This is a genomic window from Kitasatospora sp. NPDC002522 (genome assembly GCF_053595195.1).
The window spans coordinates 81,749-101,104 of sequence record NZ_JBSFXE010000026.1 but is presented as its reverse complement, the minus strand read 5'-3'; the positions used below and the strand labels follow the sequence as shown (position 1 = coordinate 101,104).

General features: G+C 71.6%; 10 protein-coding genes. 8 read left to right on the top strand and 2 right to left on the bottom strand.

What is annotated here, in order from left to right; genetic code table 11:
• Positions 1 to 497: 497 nt before the first annotated feature.
• The 3 genes from ACWD4U_RS22260 to ACWD4U_RS22250 all read left to right on the top strand — a co-directional run bounded on the left by ACWD4U_RS22260 (position 498) and on the right by ACWD4U_RS22250 (position 4,683).
• Positions 498 to 677: a hypothetical protein gene (locus ACWD4U_RS22260; RefSeq protein ID WP_363454092.1), complete on the top strand. Its 180-nt coding sequence runs from the start codon at positions 498 to 500 to the stop codon at positions 675 to 677.
• A gap of 1,527 nt (positions 678 to 2,204) precedes the next feature.
• Entirely contained in the window at positions 2,205 to 3,338 is a 1,134-nt protein-coding gene (locus tag ACWD4U_RS22255) for a lytic polysaccharide monooxygenase (RefSeq protein ID WP_363454094.1), read from the top strand.
• 100 nt (positions 3,339 to 3,438) lie between these two features.
• Positions 3,439 to 4,683 carry a cellulose-binding domain-containing protein gene (locus tag ACWD4U_RS22250; RefSeq protein WP_363454097.1) on the top strand — a complete coding sequence of 415 codons (1,245 nt, stop codon included), beginning with the start codon at positions 3,439 to 3,441 and terminating at the stop codon, positions 4,681 to 4,683.
• Between the two features lie 29 nt (positions 4,684 to 4,712).
• Here ACWD4U_RS22250 and ACWD4U_RS22245 read toward each other — a convergent pair whose 3' ends face one another.
• Positions 4,713 to 7,046, bottom strand: a complete 2,334-nt coding sequence (locus tag ACWD4U_RS22245; RefSeq protein WP_363454099.1) for an RICIN domain-containing protein — start codon at positions 7,044 to 7,046, stop codon at positions 4,713 to 4,715.
• Positions 7,047 to 7,481: 435 nt separating this feature from the next.
• Between ACWD4U_RS22245 and ACWD4U_RS22240 the strand changes: the two genes are divergently transcribed.
• The 5 genes from ACWD4U_RS22240 (at position 7,482) to ACWD4U_RS22220 (ending at position 17,783) form a co-directional block, all read left to right on the top strand.
• Entirely contained in the window at positions 7,482 to 8,324 is an 843-nt protein-coding gene (locus ACWD4U_RS22240; RefSeq protein WP_363454101.1) for a hypothetical protein, read from the top strand.
• A 73-nt stretch (positions 8,325 to 8,397) separates the two neighbouring features.
• Positions 8,398 to 10,512 carry a family 20 glycosylhydrolase gene (locus tag ACWD4U_RS22235; RefSeq protein ID WP_363454103.1) on the top strand — a complete coding sequence of 705 codons (2,115 nt, stop codon included), beginning with the start codon at positions 8,398 to 8,400 and terminating at the stop codon, positions 10,510 to 10,512.
• Between the two features lie 172 nt (positions 10,513 to 10,684).
• Complete coding sequence (locus ACWD4U_RS22230) at positions 10,685 to 13,585, top strand: SpoIIE family protein phosphatase (RefSeq protein WP_449787268.1); 2,901 nt, start codon at positions 10,685 to 10,687, stop codon at positions 13,583 to 13,585.
• Positions 13,586 to 13,699: 114 nt separating this feature from the next.
• Entirely contained in the window at positions 13,700 to 14,839 is a 1,140-nt protein-coding gene (locus ACWD4U_RS22225; protein WP_363454106.1) for an ABC transporter substrate-binding protein, read from the top strand.
• Between the two features lie 583 nt (positions 14,840 to 15,422).
• A complete protein-coding gene (locus ACWD4U_RS22220; protein WP_363454220.1) occupies positions 15,423 to 17,783 on the top strand; it encodes a M4 family metallopeptidase in 2,361 nt (786 codons plus the stop codon).
• A gap of 58 nt (positions 17,784 to 17,841) precedes the next feature.
• On the opposite strand, the gene ACWD4U_RS22215 is transcribed toward ACWD4U_RS22220, so the two are convergent.
• Complete coding sequence (locus tag ACWD4U_RS22215) at positions 17,842 to 19,287, bottom strand: RICIN domain-containing protein (protein WP_363454108.1); 1,446 nt, start codon at positions 19,285 to 19,287, stop codon at positions 17,842 to 17,844.
• Positions 19,288 to 19,356 lie beyond the last annotated feature (69 nt).

The window sequence follows — 19,356 nt, the reverse complement described above, 5'->3', positions numbered from 1 at the left end:
CAGTTGGACGCTGACCGCGGAGCCCGAGGTGACCGCGGTGGAGACCGCGGACGTGACCGACTTGCCCTGGGCGGCGCTGCCGGAGGCCGGAGTGAGCGACACCGAGAAGTCGTCGGCCGGCGGCGGCGGGGGGGCTCCCGGCCTTGAAGGCGTCGGTGCCGGTCGGGGTGCCGAGCCCGGTCGGGCCGTCCCAGCCGGTGCCTGCGGTGCATATCGGTGCGCCACAGGGCCCGTTGGTGCCGGAGGTGACGTCGTTGAACTTGTCGGTGTGCGAGTAGGGGTAGGCGACCGGGTTGTCGCTCGCGCCCGGGACGCCGGCGAGGGCCCAGATCGACGAGATCACCGGCGTCGCGAGGCTGGTGCCGCCGTACTGGAGCCAGCCGGACTGGCCGTAGCTGTCGTAGATCGCCAGACCCGTGTTCGGGTCGGCGACCGCCGACACGTCCGAGGTCGCGCGCTTGGCGCAGGAGGTGTTCACGCCCTGCTGGTAGGCGGGCTTGGCGAAGCTGCCCGAGCAGCCGCTGCCGGTGCCGAGCGCGCCGGCCGTACTGCTGCCCCACACCGTCTCGGTCCAGCCGCGGGTGCTGTTCGCCTTCCGCAGCGAGGTGTCGCCGATGGCGACGACGGTGGGCGAGCTCGCCGGGTACTGGGTGTTGGCGCCCGACTTGCTGCCGTAGTCGCCGGTCGCCGCGGCGATCACCACGCCGGGGTGGTTGTAGTGGGCGTCGATGCCCGACGGGAGGTCAGACTCGGAGTCGGAGTAGCTGTTGGAGACGAACTTGGCACCGAGTTGCACGGCCTCGTCGACGGCCGCGCCGAGGTTGGTGTCGAGGTTGCTGTCGGCCTCGACCAGCAGGATGTGGCAGCCGGGGCAGGCCGCGCTGACCGCGTCGAGGTCGAGGGTGATCTCGGTGCCCCACCCGGTGTCGCCCTTGGGGTAGGCGGTCCCGCCCCGCTGGTCGACCTTCTTGAAGCAGCCGTTGGCGGTGGTACACGCCGACAGCCCGTACTGGGACCGGTAAGTGGCCAGGTCCGACTCGGCGTTCGGATCGTCGTAGGCGTCGACGATGGCGACGGTCTGGCCGCTGCCGGGGTTGGTGCCGAGGCCGTACGCGGACTGTATGTCGGCGGGGCCGTAGCCGTTGGGCACGGCGGGCTGGGCGGTACCGGACGCCGCAGCGCCGACCAGCTGTAACGCGTTGCAGTGGGCGTGCCCGGCCTGCACCGTCGCACAGGAGGCCGGGACCAGTCGGGGCGCGGGCGCGGCCGCGGCCGACCCGGTTTGGGCCGCCGCTCCGGCCGCGGTCAGGACGATGACCACCGCGCCGATGGGGAGGATGCGTCGCACTAAGAACTCCTGTTCGCTGGCTTCATCGCGGGGCGCTTCGCGGGCGCCGCCGTGGGGGTAAGGGCAGCGTCGAGGCTCAACGCCCTGATGAGAAGGCTGTTTCACAGGCGTGCGGCGGTTCGCCTGTCAAAACTGTGGAAGGGGCCGAATACTTCGAAACGACCGGAGTGGTCACCCCCCGGCTTTGCGGGGATGGCGGTGCCGAGCACCGTCAACTGCTGCATCACCGGGGGAACTCGGGGGACCTCTGCGCTTCGTCAGGCCGGAGCGGGCCGGGTTTTCGTGGTTCTGTCCCGCGGGGAGGTGTCTCCGGCCGCGCAGGCCCCTAGCTCGGCCCGCGCGCGGCAGCGGTGTGACGGGCGAACAGCACTGACGCCCGATCAGAGCCGGGCAGGAGAGGGCCCGGTCGTGCGCAACGCGGGCATCGCACGCCGCGCAGGCGAGTGCGGACGGCAGCTGCGCCGAGGTGCCGGCACTCCCGGTCCCGGAACGGCAGCCAAGCCCAGGCGCATCGCGGAACTCTCGCTCGCCCCAGAGGCCCATGACGCCGCACGCCCACCTCACGGCCACCTGCCTTCACGGCGGCCCGACCCGAGATCACCGCACTCGAACCGGCACCAGGCAGGAGCAGCAGCGCGGCGTCCGCTCAACTCGCCTTCCGGTCAATCGGATTGATCCATTCAGCCCCCGGAGACCTCCCCGTTTACACGCACTTGACGGCCCGTTACTTTGAGGCGTGGGAGCGCTCCCAAATTGGTGCTCACACATGGCATGAGCATGGCTTTTCCCCAGTCAGACGGCCTGCCCGGCCGGGACGGGACGGGCGGGCCCCCTCCACCAAGGTGGTGAAAGTTTCGTGTCACGACGCAAGTTCTCCTCGGTCGTCGCGGCCCTCGCGACCGCGGCCGCGACGATCTTCGCGCTGCTGCTCGGACTGTCCCCGGCGCACGCGCACGGTGTGGCGATGGTGCCGGGTTCGCGGACGTACCTGTGCTACCAGGACGCGCTCACCGGGACCGGTGCGCTGACGCCGACCAACCCGGCCTGCCAGGCTGCCGTTGCGCAGAGCGGGACGACCCCGCTCTACAACTGGTTCGCCGTGCTGGACTCCAACGCGAACGGGCGGGGCCAGGGCTACGTCCCGGACGGCACCCTGTGCAGCGCCGGCAACAAGTCGCCGTACGACTTCTCCGCGTACAACGCGGCGCGGGACGACTGGCCCAAGACGCACCTCACCTCCGGTGCCGCGATCGAGGTCGACTACTCCAACTGGGCTGCGCACCCCGGTGAGTTCCGGGTCTACCTGACCAAGCAGGGCTGGTCCCCCACGACTCCGCTGGCCTGGGCCGACCTGAGCCTGCTCACCACCGTCGCCAACCCGCCGCAGGTGGGCACCCCCGGGGTCGACGGCGGTCACTACTACTGGAACCTGAGCCTCCCGTCGGGCCGGAGCGGCGCCGCCGAGATGCTCATCCAGTGGGTGCGCTCGGACAGCCAGGAGAACTTCTTCTCCTGCTCCGACCTCGTCTTCGACGGTGGCAAGGGCGAGGTGACCGGCATCCACCTGCCGACCTCCTCGTCCTCCCCGACCGCCACTCCGACGGCGACGCCCACCGCCACCCCGACGACAAGGCCCACCGCCACCCCGACGGCAACGCCGACGCCGACCAGCACGATGCCGAGCAGCGGCTGCATGGCGACGTACAGCGTCGTCGGCACCTGGAGCGGGGGCTTCCAGGCCTCGGTCGAGGTGATGAACCACAACTCCTCGCCGATCAGCTCCTGGACGCTGAAGTGGCAGACGGGACCCGGCACCACGATCACCAACCTCTGGAACGGCACGCTGACCGCCGCCGGCAGCGACGTGACAGTGAAGAACGCGGCCTACAACGGCACCATCGCCGCGAACTCCAGCACCACCCTCGGCTTCACCGCCAACTCCACCGGCAACAACTTCCCGACCGGCTCCCTCTCCTGCACCGCCTCGTGACCCTCGCGCCGCGGGCCGGGAGCGCCGCACGCGGCGGCACCCCCGGCCCGGGGCCCGTACCACCCACAGACACGCACCCGATGACGTAAGGAGGTTCGGCATGGTGCGAAGTGACGCGGGAGCGCACGGCGGCCGACGGATGGTGTTCGCCGTGCTCGCCGTGCTCGCGGTGGTCCTCGGCTTGCTGGCCGGGTTCGGTCAGCGTCCGGCCTGGGGCACGGGCAGCGCGGCTGCGGCCTGCCAGGTGGCGTGGACGACCAACGAATGGAGCGGCGGGTTCACAGCGCAGGCATCGGTCACCAACTCAGGCCCTGCCGTGAGTAGTTGGAAGCTGACCTGGACGTTCGCCGCGGGCCAGCAGGTGACCTCGGCCTGGAACGCGCAGGTGAGCCAGAGCGGCACGAGCGTGACGGCGAGCAGCCTGAGCTACAACGGGACCGTGGCCGGCGGAGGTTCGGTGGCCTTCGGGCTGCAGGGCACCTGGTCGGGCAGCGACCCCGTCCCCACCGACTTCGCCTTCAACGGCGCGTCCTGCCAGGGCGGTTCGGGCACCACGTCCCCGACGCCCACCCCGACACCGACACCGACACCGACACCGACACCGACACCCACGCCCTCACCCACGCCCACGCCCACCCCCACCGGCACTGGGGGCACCGGCTGCGCCGGGGCCGTGGTGTGCTCGGGCTTCGAGGACCAGAGCGGCAGCAGCCTGACCGGTGACTGGGCCGTCGCCGCGCCCGACTGCTCGGGCGCCGGGGCGGTGACCGTCGACACCTCGGTCGCCCACGGCGGCGGCCGCTCGCTGCGGGTCAACGGCCAGGCCGGCTACTGCAATCACGTGTTCGCGGCGACGACCAGGAGCATCTCCGCCGTCGGCCCCGTGGTCCACGTCCGGTACTGGGTCCGCCACACCACCGCGCTGCCGCCCGACCACGTCGCCATGGTCACGATGGAGGACGCGAACGACGGCCACAAGCACCTGCGGCTGGGCGGGCAGAACGGCGCCCTGCAGTGGAACCGCGAGTCCGACGACGCCACGCTGCCCGCGCAGAGTCCGGTCGGCGTCGCGCAGAGCGTGCCGCTGCCGGTGAACCAGTGGGTCTGCGTCCGCTTCGCCGTGGACACCACCAAGCAGTCCATGGACACCTGGTTGAACGACCAGCAGGTGCCCGGACTGCACGACGACGGCGTCCCCACCGCGGACATCGACCAGCAGTGGCTCAGCCGCACCACCGCTCCGCGGCCGGTCACCCTGGACCTCGGCTGGGAGGCCTACGGCAACGGCGCCGACACGCTCTGGTACGACGACGTGGCCCTGGGTTCCTCGCCGATCGCCTGCTGAACCACGGGGGGACGCCGGGCTGGGAGAGGTCAGCCGACCCTGGTGAAGGACCAGGTCTGGAGGGAGGTTCCGGTGTTGGTCTGCTGGGTCAGGGTCGACCCGTTGGCGGTGCCGGAGGAGGTGAGGACGAGTCCGCTCGCCTTGTTGACCAGGGCGTAGGACGAGCCGCTCGGGACGATCGACCAGTGCTGGTTGGCGTTTCCGGTGCAGGTCCACTGGACGATCTTCGAGCCGGGAGCGGTGGAGCCGCCGGAGTCGTCGGCGCACAGGCCGGAGAGCAGGTTCCTGATCTCGAAGGAGCCGTCGCCGGACTGCGTGAAGGTCCAGCGCTGGTTGGTGCCGGTGTGGGTGCCCCAGACGATCAACTGGGTGCCGGGGGTGGTGGAGGACCCGGGGTCGTCCACCGCCACGCCGCCCTGGAGGATCTGGTAGACGCCGCCGGAGACGACGCCTCCGCCGCTGCCCGCGGGGTTCACGGTGAGGGTGAACGGCACGCTGTGGGCGGCGGACGCGCTCGTCCCGGTGACCGTCGCGGTGGCGGTGCCGAGCGTCGCGGTGGACGCCGCCTGCAGGGTCATCGTCGAGCTGCCGCCCGCGGTGACGGTCGCCGGGCTGAAGGAGGCGGTGACCCCGGCCGGCAGGCCGGTCGCGGACAGGGTCACGGTCTCGGCGCTGCCGGTGAGCAGCGTGGTGGAGACGGTCGCGGTGGTGGTGGCGCTCCGGTTGACCGTCCCGGCGAACGGGCTGTCGGTGAGCGAGAAGTCGTTGGCGGGTGCCTGGCCGCTGGTGAAGATCTCGTTGTACGGGGTGGCCCACTTGTCGTTGTTGGTCATGGTGGCGGTCAGGCCGAGGGCGCCCTCGACGGTCCGCGCGGTGCTGTAGTGGTCGTAACGGTTGCCGTCCTGGTAGCCGGCTTTGACGGTGCCTTGGGAGCCGATGGCCAGGGTCAGCACCTGGTTGGTCTGGCCGGGGCCGAAGGTGCCGTAGCCGCCCGCGCCGTCCTCGTCGAAGGTGAGCAGCAGCAGGGACTTCTGCTGGGTCCAGGCCGGCGAGTTGAACAGGGTGGGCAGGGTCTGGCTGAGCCAGGTGTCACCCGCGCCGATGCCGCAGTCCTCCATGTCGTAGCAGGAGTCGGGGTCGAACCAGACGAAGGCGGGGGTGGTGGCGGTGGCGGCGAGGTCGGTGGTGAGCAGTTGCGGCAGCGGCTGCCAGTGGGCCTGGCAGTAGGTGGTGTCGTTCTTCATCCTGGCCGCGTAGTAGAACGGCACGTCGTCGGGGGCGTACTCGCCGCTGCTGGTGGTCTGGCAGTTGGCGGTCTGGGTCTGGGTGTACTGCTTCCAGCTCTTGCCGGCGGCGTCGAGGTTGTCGCCCAGCCCGTTGTTGGTCGCGGTGCACGCCGGGTCGGTGATGCAGTTGGCGTTGCCGGTCTTGAAGCTGCGGCCGTAGGAGTTGCCGAAGGCGATCTGCTCGTAGTTCGGGTCCGAGTTGTGGGTGCCGGCGTAGTAGTTGGTCATCAGCGCGCCCTTGGGCAGCAGGGTGCCGTTGACGTACGGGGCCGCGCTGTTGCCGATGATGCCGGCGCCGCCGTCGAGGGTGTTCGAGGTGGCGGAGTAGTTGTTGTTCTCCATCATCACGACGAAGACGTGGTCGTAGGCGGGCACGGTGCTCGCCGGGACGGCGAGGGTGGGTGCGGTGACCGCCGTGTCGAGGGTGAGGGAGAGGTCGTCGGCCATCGCGCCGCTGTTCTGACCGCTGGTCAGGGTGAGGTCGACCGTGGTGAGGACGGACCTGGTGCCCGCCGGGAGCGAGGCGGTGGCGGTGCGCTGGAGGAACTTGGTGGTGTTGGCGCGGTCGGCGGCGGTGACCGGTCCGATGGCGGAGGTGCCGAGGGTCGCGCCGGAGGCGTTCCGGTAGGTGAGGGTGACGGTGGCCGCGTCGGCGGAGGTGGTGAGGCCGCCGAGCCAGCCGGAGAGGGTGGAGTGCACGCCGCCGGCGTCGATGGCGGCCGCTGCCGAGGAGACGTCGGTGCTCTGGGTCATCCGGGAGGTGCCGCGCGCACCGCCCTGGAAGTAGGCGCCGCCCTTGGTCGGCGAGCCGGGGGTGCCGGTCGCGGCGCCGATGGGGACGCCGTAGCAGTTGATCACCGGGTCGGCGAGGGTGATCTGCCACGCGGGGACGGTGGTCTCCTCCCAGCCGCCGGGGCTGCACTGGGAGGTCTCGGCGTCGCCGTTGAGCAGCAGGTTGGCGCTGGTGGTGGCGTGGGCGGTCGCCGGGAGTCCGACGATCACCGCCGTCGCGGCGAGCGCGGCGCAGGCGAGTGACCGCAGCGCGCGGTGGCGCGGCGGGGAGACGTTCTGGCGCAAGGGGGGTCCTCCGGAGTGGGGCCGGGCCGGGCGGCTCGGACTGTCCGGTAGTCAATCGGCAAGTTGTATGGACAAGTGGTCGCGCATCTTAACTGCACGTAAATCCACATGAACAAACATAGTCAAACATCGGCATGGCGGAGGATGGCACCTGTCCACCGAGCCGTCGACACCGGGCCGGACGCACTCGATTGTTGATTGCGCGAACACGGAATTCGCGCCCGGTGCTATGTCGCACTTCATGGTGTCGACGACCGAAAGCGCTGCGGGCGCATCCAAAACCCGTGCCACGATGGGACTTTGGGCTCGACTGTCGACGGGAAGATCACGACCTCGCAACAACCTGGACCGAACGGCCTCGCACGCCTCAGGCGCCCGTAGGTTTGCGCAAACATCTGAGCCGCACCTCGAATCGCCTTCCCCAGGGAGACTCCTGTGCACCTTCCCCGTTCCCTTCGCACCCCGCTGGCGGTCGCGGTGGCCGCGGCCTCCGCGCTGCCCCTCGTGGTGGCGGCGCAGGCCGAGGCCGCGCCCGCCGCCGGTTCCGCCGCCGTCTCCGTGAAGCGCCACAAGACGCTGGTGATCGGCATCGACGGTGCCACCTTCGCGAAGTTCGACAAGGCGCGGATGCCCGTCGTCAAGGGCCTGATGGCGGACGGCATGACCGCGACCAGCAACCTGTACGCGGCTCCGATGGCGCCCACGCTGTCCGGCCCGCTGCGCGGCTCGCTGCAGAGCGCCGTCGACGAGACCGCGCTGCCGTCCACGCTGAAGGGGTGGACGCACACGGCGCCGACCGGCTGGAGCATCGACAACTCGGCGATGCCGTCCGGCGGGGTGAGCGAGTGGCGGGGCTGGGCGTTCGCGACCGACGAGTTCTGGAGCAACACCGACCTCGGCCAGGGGCGGGAGGGCAACGTGCGCGCCCGTGACGTCTTCGCCGTCGCGGACTCCGACGAGTGGGACGACAAGGCGCACGGCGCCGGGCCGTTCGACTCCACGCTGATCAGCCCGGCGTTCCCGGTGACCGGCGGGGCGCCCGCGACGGTCTCGTACGTGACCGACTACCGGGTGGACGGCCCGCAGACCGGCGAGGTGTCGGTCTCCTTCGACGGCGGCGCCCCGCAGCTGCTGAAGTCCTACGGCGCGGACCTGAACGGCGTCGAGTCGCTGCCCGTCGCCGTGCCCGCCGGTGCCTCCACCGCCCGGCTCCGGTTCCGCTACACCGGCACCAACAGCTCCTTCTGGACGGTCGACCAGGTCACCGTCTCCCCGTGATCCGGCGCCGCGCTCCCCTCCCGCTTCCGCCCGCCCGGGCGGCTGTCCCGACGCTCAAGGAGTTCCCTTCCCGATGAGATCCCTCCGATCGGGGCGCTGTCTCGCCTTCCTCGGCAGCCTCGCCCTCGCCCTGCCCCTGTTGTACGCACCGACCGCCGCGGCGGTCACCACGGCACCCGCGGTCGTCCCGCAGCCGGTCTCCGAAACCGCCGTCACCGGCAGCGGCTTCACCCTCACCGCGCAGACCCCCGTCGACGTGGTGGGCACCGACGCCGACGCCACCGCCGTCGGCGGCTACCTGGCCGGGCTGCTCGCACCCGCCACCGGTTTCACCCTTCCGGTCGTCAACTCGGCGCAGCCGCAGGCCCAGGCGATCGTGCTGGACCCCACCGGCCCGGTCGGCCTGGGGTCCGAGGGCTACACGCTGACCTCCGGCAGCGGGGGCGTCACCGTGACCGCGCACGGCGCGGAGGGCCTGTTCCGCGGCGTCCAGACCCTGCGTCAACTCCTGCCCGCCGCCGCGGAGTCGCCCACCGTCAAGCCGGGCCCGTGGACGGTCGCGCCGGTGCAGATCTCGGACTCGCCCCGGTACGGCTACCGCGGCGTGATGCTGGACGTGGCCCGCCGGTTCTTCCCCGTCGCGCAGGTCAAGCGGTACATCGACGAGGCCGCCGCGTACAAGGTCAACATGCTCCACCTGCACCTGACCGACGACCAGGGCTGGCGGATCGCCGTCGGCGCGATCCCGAGCCTGACCACCGTCGGCGCGAGCACCCAGAGCGGCTTCACCGGCGGCACCTCCTGGTACTACACGGCGGCCGACTACCAGGACATCGTGGCGTACGCCAAGTCCCGGTACATGACGGTGGTCCCCGAGATCGACGGCCCCGGCCACAGCTGGGCCGCGCTGGCCTCGGTGCCGAACCTCAACTGCAACGACACCGCGCCGCAGCCGTACTCGGGCTTCGACGTGGGCATCAGCCTGTACTGCCTGAGCGACGCCCAGCACACCGCCAACGTCAGCACCTTCCTCACCACGGTGATCGGCGCGTTGGCGGCGCTCACCCCGGGCCCGTACCTCCACGTCGGCGGTGACGAGACCCCGCAGGCCACCACCTCCCAGTACGCCTCGTACGTCTCGGCGGCCACCGCCGCGGTCGGCGCGAACGGCAAGACGGTGATGGGCTGGCACCAGTTGGGCCAGGCCGCCGTCCCCGCGAACAGCGTGATGCAGTTCTGGGGCGACGCCGCCGACCGGGCCTCGGTCGGCACCAAGAGCGAGACCAAGAGCATCAGCGCGGTCCGCAACGCCGTCGCCCAGGGCGCCAGGTTCGTGATGTCGCCGTCCGACCACGCGTACCTCGACATGAAGTACGACTCCGCCACGCCGTACGGGCTGAGCTGGGAGGGCTACGTCCCGGTCCAGAAGGCGTACGACTGGGACCCGACCACCAGCACCGCCAAGACGAGCGGCACCGGATCCGTCGTCCCGGCCGGCCAGATCGCGGGCGTGGAAGCCGCGCTGTGGGCCGACCGCGCCTACGCCGGCAGCACCAGCCTGCCGACCTCCACCAGCCAGTTCCCGCAGCCCTCGGTGTACGCGGACTACATGAGCTACCCGCGCCTGCCCGCCGTCGCCGAGATCGGCTGGTCGCCGCAGGCCACCCACGACTGGACCGGCTTCCAGCAGCGCCTCGCCGCGCAGGGCCCGCGCTGGGACGCCGCCGGCATCGGCTACTACGCCGCCCCGGACGTCCCCTGGCCCGCGCCCTCCGGCGGCCTGAACGGCGTGCACACCCTCACCACCGGCGGCCAGGCCCTGGAGGTCCCCGGCAGCTCGACCACCCCCGGCACCCACCTCGACACCTGGACCCCGCTCGGCAACGGCAACCAGAAGTGGACCTTCACCCAGCAGTCCGACGGCTCGTACACCCTCGTCAACGGCACCTCGGGGCTCTGCGCCGACGTCGACGCGGGCTCGACCTCGCCGGGTGCCGCGATCATCCAGTGGACCTGCACCGGCAACACCAACCAGCGCTGGCGCGTCACCGCGCTCACCGGCGGCGGATACACCGTCGCCTCGGTCAAGAGCGGCCTGCTGCTCACCACCGCCTCCACCGCCAACGGCGCCCAGGTGACCCAGCAGACCGACACCGGCTCGGCGCTCCAGCACTGGACCGTCGGCTAGGGGTTGGCTTCGGATCACGTCGGATCGGCGGGCGTCTCCCCCGGCTCACGGGAAGGGCGGGGGCCCGTCGGCGACTGACGAGCTGCCGTCGAGGCGCGTGCCCCGGCGGCATGGTCGGCCACGGTGGGTGACGTTCCTTGCCAGGCCGAGACGGAGCGTGATTAATGGGTACATGAGGCCGAATTCGGTCAAGCCGTGGGATCGGCTGTCCCGCCGATCCGGTGCAGCCGAGCCCGTCGATCCGGCCCCGGCCGGTTCGACGGACCACCCGGCCGGGGCCTCCGGGCCGGGTGGTGGCCGGCCCAGGGCCTCGCGGAGCTTCGCCCGGGAGGTGTTCCTCCTCCAACTGCTGCTGGTGCTGGTGCTGATCGCCGGGGCGCTGGCGGCGGTCGTGGTGCAGACCCGTCGGGAGACCACCGCCGACGCCCGGCACCGCTCGATCGCCGCCGCCGAGGCCTTCGCGCACGCCCCGGGACTGCCCGCGGTCCTGGACAGTGCGGATCCCACCGCGACCCTGCAGCCGCTCGCCGAGGACGCCCGGAAGGCCGCCGGCGTCGACGCGATCATCGTGTACAAGCTGAACGGCATCACCCTCACCCACAGCGACCCGGCGCAGATCGGCAAACACGTCATCGGCCCGTACGCCCAGGCCGCCCAGGGCAACGCCTTCACCAGGACCTTCCGGGGAGCACTGGGCCCCTCGGTGGTCTCGGCGGTGCCGGTCAAGGACGCCACCGGCAAGGTCGTCGGCATCGTGTCGGCACCGGTGACCGTGGAGTCGGTCCAGCACGCGGTCAACCGCCAGCTGCCGCTCTTCCTGGCCACCGCCGGTCTGGCCGTCGCACTGGCCGCGGGCGGCACGGCTCTGATGAGCCGTCGGCTGCGCCGCCAGACCCACGGCCTGGGCCCGACCGAGATGACCCGCCTGTACGAGCACCACGACGCGGTGCTGCACGCGGTCCGCGAGGGCGTGCTGATCACCGGCGGCGACGGCCGGTTGCTGCTCGCCAACGACGAGGCCCGGCGGCTGCTGGACCTGCCGGCGGACGCGGAGGGACGCCACGTCGACGACCTGGGCCTCGACCCCCGAACCGCCGAACTCCTGCACTCGGACCGGATCGCCAACGACGAGGTGCATCAGGCGGCCGACCGGCTGCTGGCCCTGAACAAGCGGTCCACCACCCCCTTCGGCGTGCACCGCGCCAACGTGGTGACCCTGCGCGACACCACCGAACTGCGGGCCCTGACCGGGCGGGTGGAGGTGGCCCGGGAGCGGCTGCGGCTGCTCTACGAGGCCGGGATGCGGATCGGTTCGACGCTGGACGTGGCGCGCACCGCGGAGGAGCTCGCCCAGGTGGCCGTCCCGGGCTTCGCCGACGTCGTCACCGTCGAACTGCGCGACCCGGTGCTGCGCGGCGAGGAGCCCGACGGGCGGAGTGCCGGGCTGCGCCGCACCGCCATCGCCGGGCTCACCGAGGACCACCCGCTCTACCCGGTCGGCCGGCTGATCGACTTCGTGGGCACCACGCCGATGGCGGCCGGCATCGCCGAGGGACAGTCCGTGCTGGAGCCGGACCTCGCCGCTGCCGACGGCTGGCGGGCCCGGGACCCCGAGCGGGCCGCGCAGATCCTCGAGTACGGCCTGCACTCCCTGCTGGTGGTGCCCCTCCAGGCCCGCGGCACGGTCCTGGGCCTGGTGAACTTCTGGCGGGCCGGAGACTCCCCCGCCTTCGACGGGGACGACGTGTCCTTCGCCGAGGAGGTCGCCGGCCGGGCCGCGTCGTGCATCGACAACGCGCGGCGCTACACCCGCGAGCACGCCATGGCGGTGGGCCTGCAGCGCAGCCTGATGCCCCGGGGTCTTCCCGAGCAGGAGGAGCTGGAGGTGGCCCACCGCTACCTGCCCGCACGGGCGGGCGTCGGCGGTGACTGGTTCGACGTGATCCCGCTGCCCGGGGCGCGGGTCGCACTGGTGGTCGGCGACGTGGTGGGACACGGCATTCACGCCGCGTCCACCATGGGCCGCCTGCGCGTCGCCGTCCACAACTTCTCCGCCCTGGACCTGCCGCCGGACGAACTGCTCAGCCACCTGGACGAGTTGGTCGCCCGCATCGACGTCCAGGACGAGGCCGGGCCCTCGGCCGACGACACCGAGGACCGGACCGGCCGCCCGGTCGGCGGCGCGGCGGACCCGTCCGGCTCCGCGGTCGGCGCCGACGCCGACGTCCCGGCGATCACCGGGGCCACCTGCCTCTACCTGGTCTACGACGCGGTCTCCGGGCAGGTCACCGCGGCGACCGCGGGCCACCCCCCGCCGGCGGTGGTGCACCCCGACGGGACGGTGGCCTTCCTGCGTCCGCCGGTCTCCCCGCCGCTGGGCCTCGGCGCCGGCCTGCCCGTGGAAACGGCCGTGACGACGCTGCCCGCGGGCTCCCGGCTGGTGCTCTACACGGACGGGCTGCTGGGCAACCGCCACCGCGACCTGGACGCCGCCCTGGAGTCCCTGGGCCGGACCGTGGGCGGGCCGGGCCGCTCGCCGGAGGCCGTCTGCGCCGCCGTGATGGACGGCCTGCCACCGGACCGGCCCGAGGACGACATCGCCCTGCTGGTCGCGCAGACCCGGCTGCTCGACCAGGAACGGGTGGCCGAGTGGGAGGTGCCGAGCGACCCGGTGGCGGTGGGCCCGGTCCGCAACGCCTGTGCGCGCAAGCTGGCGGACTGGGGCCTGGACGACATCTCCTTCGGCAGCGAGCTCATCCTCAGCGAGCTGATCACCAACGCCGTCCGCTACGGCAAGGAGCCGATCCGCGTGCGGCTGCTCCACACCCGCACCCTGATCTGCGAGGTCTCCGACGGGAGCAGCACCGCTCCGCACATCCGCCGGGCCAAGGACACCGACGAGGGCGGCCGCGGCCTCTTCCTGGTCGCCCGCTACGCCCAGCACTGGGGGACCCGCTACTCCGCCAGGGGCAAGACCATCTGGTCCTCGCAGGCGCTCGACGGCAGCGGAGCCCCGGGCGACGAGGCGCTGGGGGCGGACCTGCTCGGCGACTGGGACGACCTCGAGCTCTGAGGCCGCTGAGTACACTGAACGCAGTGTCACCGCGCACGGGATTCCGCTACGCACCGTGACGATCGGGAGACCGTGCGGCGGCCGAAGGTCCGCCGATCGCGCCGTGGAGGCGTCATGGTCACTCCCCGCCGAGGCCGAGCAGCCGTGCTGGCCGCCTGTCTGTGCTTCGTGGCCGCCGGGCTGGGCGCCTGCGGGCAGGGGGACACCGGCCCCGTCCCCGCGGCGCAGGCCGCCTCGGCCCAGGCGGTGGGCGGGATGGACGCGCTGATCAGGCAGGCGCAGGCGGAGGGCCAGCTCAACACCACCACCCTGCTGCCCCGTTGGGCGAACTACGGCGGCCTGATGGACGGGTTCGCGAAGAAGTACGGGATCAAGGTCGTCAACGACAACCCGGAGGGCTCCAGCCAGCAGGAGATCGACGACATGAAGCGCTTCCACGGCCAGCCGCAGGCGCCGGACGTCCTCGACCTCGGCGACTCCTTCGCCCAGTCCGCGGCGGACCAGGGCCTGCTGGCCCCGTACCGCACCGCCAGGTACGACCGGATCCCGACCAACCAGAAGGACCACCTGGCCCGCTGGTCCAACAACTACGGCGGCTTCGTCGCGATCGGCTGCGACGCCGCGCGGGTCAGGACCTGCCCGGAGTCGTTCGCCGAGCTGCTCGACCCGCAGTACAAGGGCATGGTCGCGCTCACCGGCGAGCCCACCACCGCCGGGTCGGCCTTCGCGGCGGTGTACGCGGTCGCCCTCGCCAACGGCGGTTCGTACGACAACATCCAGCCCGGCATCGACTACTTCGCCCAGCTGAACCGGATCGGCAACTTCAACCACGCCAACTCCAGCGTGGACGCGATCGCCAGCGGCCAGACGCCGATCAGCGTGGAGTGGGACTACCTCAACCTCCAGCACGTCGACGGGCTCCGGGCGGCGGGCGTGGACTGGAAGGTGTCCATCCCGTTCGACGGCAGCTTCGCGCAGTACTACGCGCAGGCCGTCAACAAGGACGCCCCGCACCCGGCCGCGGCCCGGTTGTGGGAGGAGTACCTGATCTCCCCGGAGGGCCAGAACCTGCGGCTGGTGGACTTCGCGCGTCCCGTCCTGATGGACGTCATGGCCGCCGAGGGCACGCTGGACACCTCGCTGTCCTCGAAGCTGCCGACGGTCGAGGGCACGACCACCTTCCCCACCCAGAAGCAGCTGACCTCCGCGCTGGCGGTGGTGAAGGCCAACTGGCCCGCCGCCGTGCCGAAGTGACCGGGGCGGCCGTCCGTTCCGCTGTCGCACGGCTGATGTCCGCGTGAACATGCGCTGAATTCCGGCCACTTGGGCGCGACGCCCGGCCGCCGGGCCGCCCCTTCCCGCGGACCGGCCCGGCGGCGGCTCGAAACGACGTGACGATCCGGTAGGCCGCCGCCGCCACGCCGGGCGCCGCCCGCCGGTCGGCGCCCTCGCGACCGACCCACCGAACCCCTGCCACCAGGTCTTGCTCCGGTAGTGCCGCCGCCGGCCCGGCAGGGCGCGGGCGGCCCGGGCGGGTACCGGTCGGGGCCGGCGCACCCGCGGCCCCGGTGGGGCGCGGGACTTCGGGCCGGGCACCCCCGGGGCCGCCTTTCGGACAACTCACCTTCCGTCAGCTGACATGGCCGCGCAAACATGGAACGCTTCGGGCTGGCTCGGCTGGCCCGACTCACCTGGCTCCAACCGGAGTTGAGGCCCAGTCAGCCTGTCGCCCCACTCCGCCGGCCGGCTCCGACGCCGGCCGTCCCCACGAGGAGTCCCGTTGAGTCACGTCCCCAGAAGGGCGGTCAGCGCAGCCGCGCTCACCGCCACCGCGGCCATGGTCGCCGTCGTCCTGCCCGCCGGCGCGGCCGCCGGCGCCGACCAGCTCGGCAGCCTGCGGCTGCCCGCACAGAACCGCGCCGCCGACCCCACCCCCCGAGCGGGCGCGGCGCAGGTCGCGCTGAGCCCGAGCCGGCAGCAGGAACTGCTGGCCGACGCGCACACCCGCCGCGCGACCACCGCCCGGGCCCTGGGCCTGGGCGCGCAGGAGGAGTTGGTCGCGAAGTCCGTCACCCAGGACGCCGACGGAACGCTGCACACCCGCTACGAGCGCACCTTCGCCGGACTGCCCGTGCTCGGCGGCGACCTGGTCGTCCACACCGCGCCGGACGGCTCCACCAAGGGCGTCGACCGGGCGAGCTCCGCCACCGTCGCGGTGCCCTCGACCGTCGCCGTCACCTCCGCCGACTCCGCCCGGGCCTTCGCCCTGGGCCGGGCCAAGGCGAAGGGCGGGAAGGACGCGAAGACACCCTCGACCCGCAAGGTCGTCTGGGCCGGGTCCGGCACTCCGGTGCTGGCCTGGGAGAACACCGTCGGCGGCCTGCAGGACGACGGCACCCCGTCCGAGCTGCACGTGATCACCGACGCGAAGACCGGCGCCGAACTGTTCGAGTACCAGGGCGTCGAGACCGGCGTCGGCAACAGCCAGTACTCGGGCCAGGTCACCATCGGCACCGCCGGGTCCGCCGGGTCGTACACCATGACGGACAACTCCCGCGGCGGGCACAAGACCTACGACCTGCAGCACGTCGAGACCGACGACGTACCGGGCACGCTGTTCACCGACGCGGACGACGTCTGGGGCAACAGCCAGACGAGCAACGCCCAGACCGCCGGCGTGGACGCCCAGTACGGCGCCCAGCTCACCTGGGACTTCTACAAGAACGTGATGGGCCGCAACGGCATCCGGAACGACGGCGTCGGCGCCCACAGCCGGGTGCACTACGGCGACTCGTACGTGAACGCGTACTGGTGGGACGGCTGCTTCTGCATGACCTACGGCGACGGGGACGGCAACACCAACCCGCTCACCTCCATCGACGTCGCCGCCCACGAGATGACGCACGGCGTCACCTCCGCCACGGCCAACCTGAACTACAGCGGCGAGTCCGGCGGGCTGAACGAGGCGACCTCCGACATCATGGCCACCGCCGTGGAGTTCTGGGCCGACAACGCCACCGATCCGGGCGACTACCTGATCGGCGAGAAGATCAACATCAACGGCGACGGCACGCCGCTGCGCTACATGGACAAGCCCTCCAAGGACGGCTGGTCCCAGGACTACTGGTCCTCCGGCGTGGGCTCCAACGACGTCCACTTCTCCTCGGGCGTGGCCAACCACTGGTTCTACCTGGCGTCAGAAGGCAGCGGCGCCAAGCGGGTCAACGGCGTCGACTACAACTCCCCCACCTACGACGGCCTTCCGGTCAACCCGATCGGGCGGGACGCCGCCTCCCGGATCTGGTTCCGGGCGCTCAGCACCTACATGACCTCGACCACCGACTACGCGGGCGCCCGCACCGCGACCCTCCAGGCCGCCGCCGACCTGTACGGCGCGTCGAGCCCGACCTACAAGAACACCGCCAACGCCTGGGCGGCGGTCAACGTCGGAGCCCGGATCACCCAGGGCGTGACCGTGACCAACCCCGGCGACCAGGTCACCAGGACCGGCACCGCGGTGAGCCTGCAGCTGAAGGCCGTCAGCAGCAACCCCGGGGCGCTGACCTACACCGCCACCGGCCTGCCCGCCGGCCTGACGCTCAACTCCGCCACCGGGAAGATCACCGGCACCCCCACCGTCCAGGCCCTGAGCACCGTCACCTTCACCGCCAAGGACACCACCGGCGCCCTGGACACGGTCTCGTTCCTGTGGACCACCTACACCATCGGCCAGTGCACGCCGGCGCAGGTGCTCGCCAACCCCGGCTTCGAATCCGGCCAGGTGGCCTGGACGTTCGGGTCCACCTCCCGGGTGATCGACTCCACCAACCCGTACACCGCTCCGCGCACCGGCTCGTGGAAGGCCTTCCTCGACGGCTGGGGCGACACCCACACCGACACGCTGTCCCAGACCGTCTACATCCCCTGGGGCTGCAAGGCGACGCTCAGCTTCTGGGTGAACATCACCACCCAGGAGGGCACCACGACCGTCGCGTACGACAAGCTCACCGTCCAGGCCCAGGGCAACGTGCTGGCCACCTGGTCCAACCTGAACGCGACCAACGGCTACGTCCAGAAGACCGTCGACCTGTCCGCGTACGCCGGGCAGTACGTCAACCTGCAGTTCGTCGGCAAGGAGGACCTCGCCGCCCGGACCACCTTCCTGATCGACGACACCGCGCTCAACCTCGGTAACTGACAAGCCCCTTGAGCCGGAGCGGGTGCCCCGCGGGGCACCCGCTCCGGTCCGTTCGTTCTCAGGCGGTGGTGCGGGTCCAGGTCTGGTTGGCGCCGCCGTTGCACGCCCACTGGATCAGCGCCGCGCCGTCGCCGGTCGACTTGTCGGCGACGTCCAGGCACTTGCCGCTGACCGACGCGACGAGGGTGAAGGCGGTGCCGGTGCTCTGCGGCTTCCAGAGCTGTCCGAGCGAGGCGGCGTCGCAGGTGTTCTGGACGACCTTCGCGCCGTCCTCGGTGGACGCCCCGTCCACCGAGGCGCACTTGCCGCTGTAGCGGTTGACCAGCTGCACCGCCCCGCCGCCCGTGTCCTTGAACCAGTACTGCTGGTTGAGGCCCCAGTTGCAGCCCCACTGGTCCACCTTCGCGCCGTCGGCGGTGGACCAGTCCGCGAGGTCCACGCACTTGCCGCTGTGTCCCGCCGACAGCGTCTCCCAGGGGCCGCCCACGCCGGAGACGGTGCCCCTGGCCGCGTTGATCGCGACCTCCGGGAAGTACTCCATGCTCAGCGTGGTCGCGGTGGGGAAGGCCAGCGGCAGCCACACGTACCGGGAGTCGTTGACCATGCCGCCGAAGGAGTTGCCCCAACGGTCGCCCAGGTAGAGGTAGTCGGTGGAGGCGGTGCCCTGCACCGGCAGCACGTAGGCCGTCTGGGAGCCGAAGGTGGTGGAGTCGCCGACGTCCTTCAGGTCGCTCCAGTGGCCGGTGACGCTGGTGGCGGTGCCGTACTTCTGCTGGTTCGGCGACCAGCCGGTGGCCCCGGAAGTGAGCAGGAAGTACACGCCGTTCCGCTTGAACATCGCGGGCGCCTCGCGGGACTGACCCACCCACAGGTTCTGCACCTGGGCGTCGATGCTCTTGTAGTCGGCGCTCAGGCGGTAGACGTGCAGGTCGCGGTTCTCGTTGGAGGCCGAGATCATGTACGCCGTGCCGTCGTCGTCCTTGAAGAGCGTGATGTCGCGGGACATCTGGTCGCCGAGCGGACGGAAGCTGCCCTGCCACGCGTAGTCGCCGTCGACGGTCTTGGAGGTGGCGACGGCGGCCCGGGCCTCGCCGTAGTCGGTGCTGTTCTCCTTGTGCATCCACATCACGAACTCGCCGGTGGTGCTGTTGAAGATCACCTTGGGGCGCTCGATGTTGGCCGAGGCCAGCTCCGGGTTGGTGGCCTGGGTCAGCACGTGCCGGCGGAACTGCCAGGTCTTGAGGTCCTTCGACCGGTAGACCGAGACGTAGTGGAAGGTGTTGTCGGCGTTCCGGTCCTCACCGAACAGGTAGTAGTACCCGCCGACCTTGATGACACCGCCGCCGTGGGCCTGGACGGCCTTTCCGGAGGCGTCCGTGAACTGGCTCGCGTTCGCCACCGTCACGTCGACACCTGCCGCGACGGCGGGGTCGCCGACTCCGAGTGCGACGGTCGCGACGGCCAGCAGGGACGTGAGCAGGAGAGTCTTCTTCTTACCGGGCATGGTCGTTCACCTTGCGTGAGTGGAACAGGGTGGGGCCCCCGCCGGCCGTGAGACTCCTCCGCATGTTGG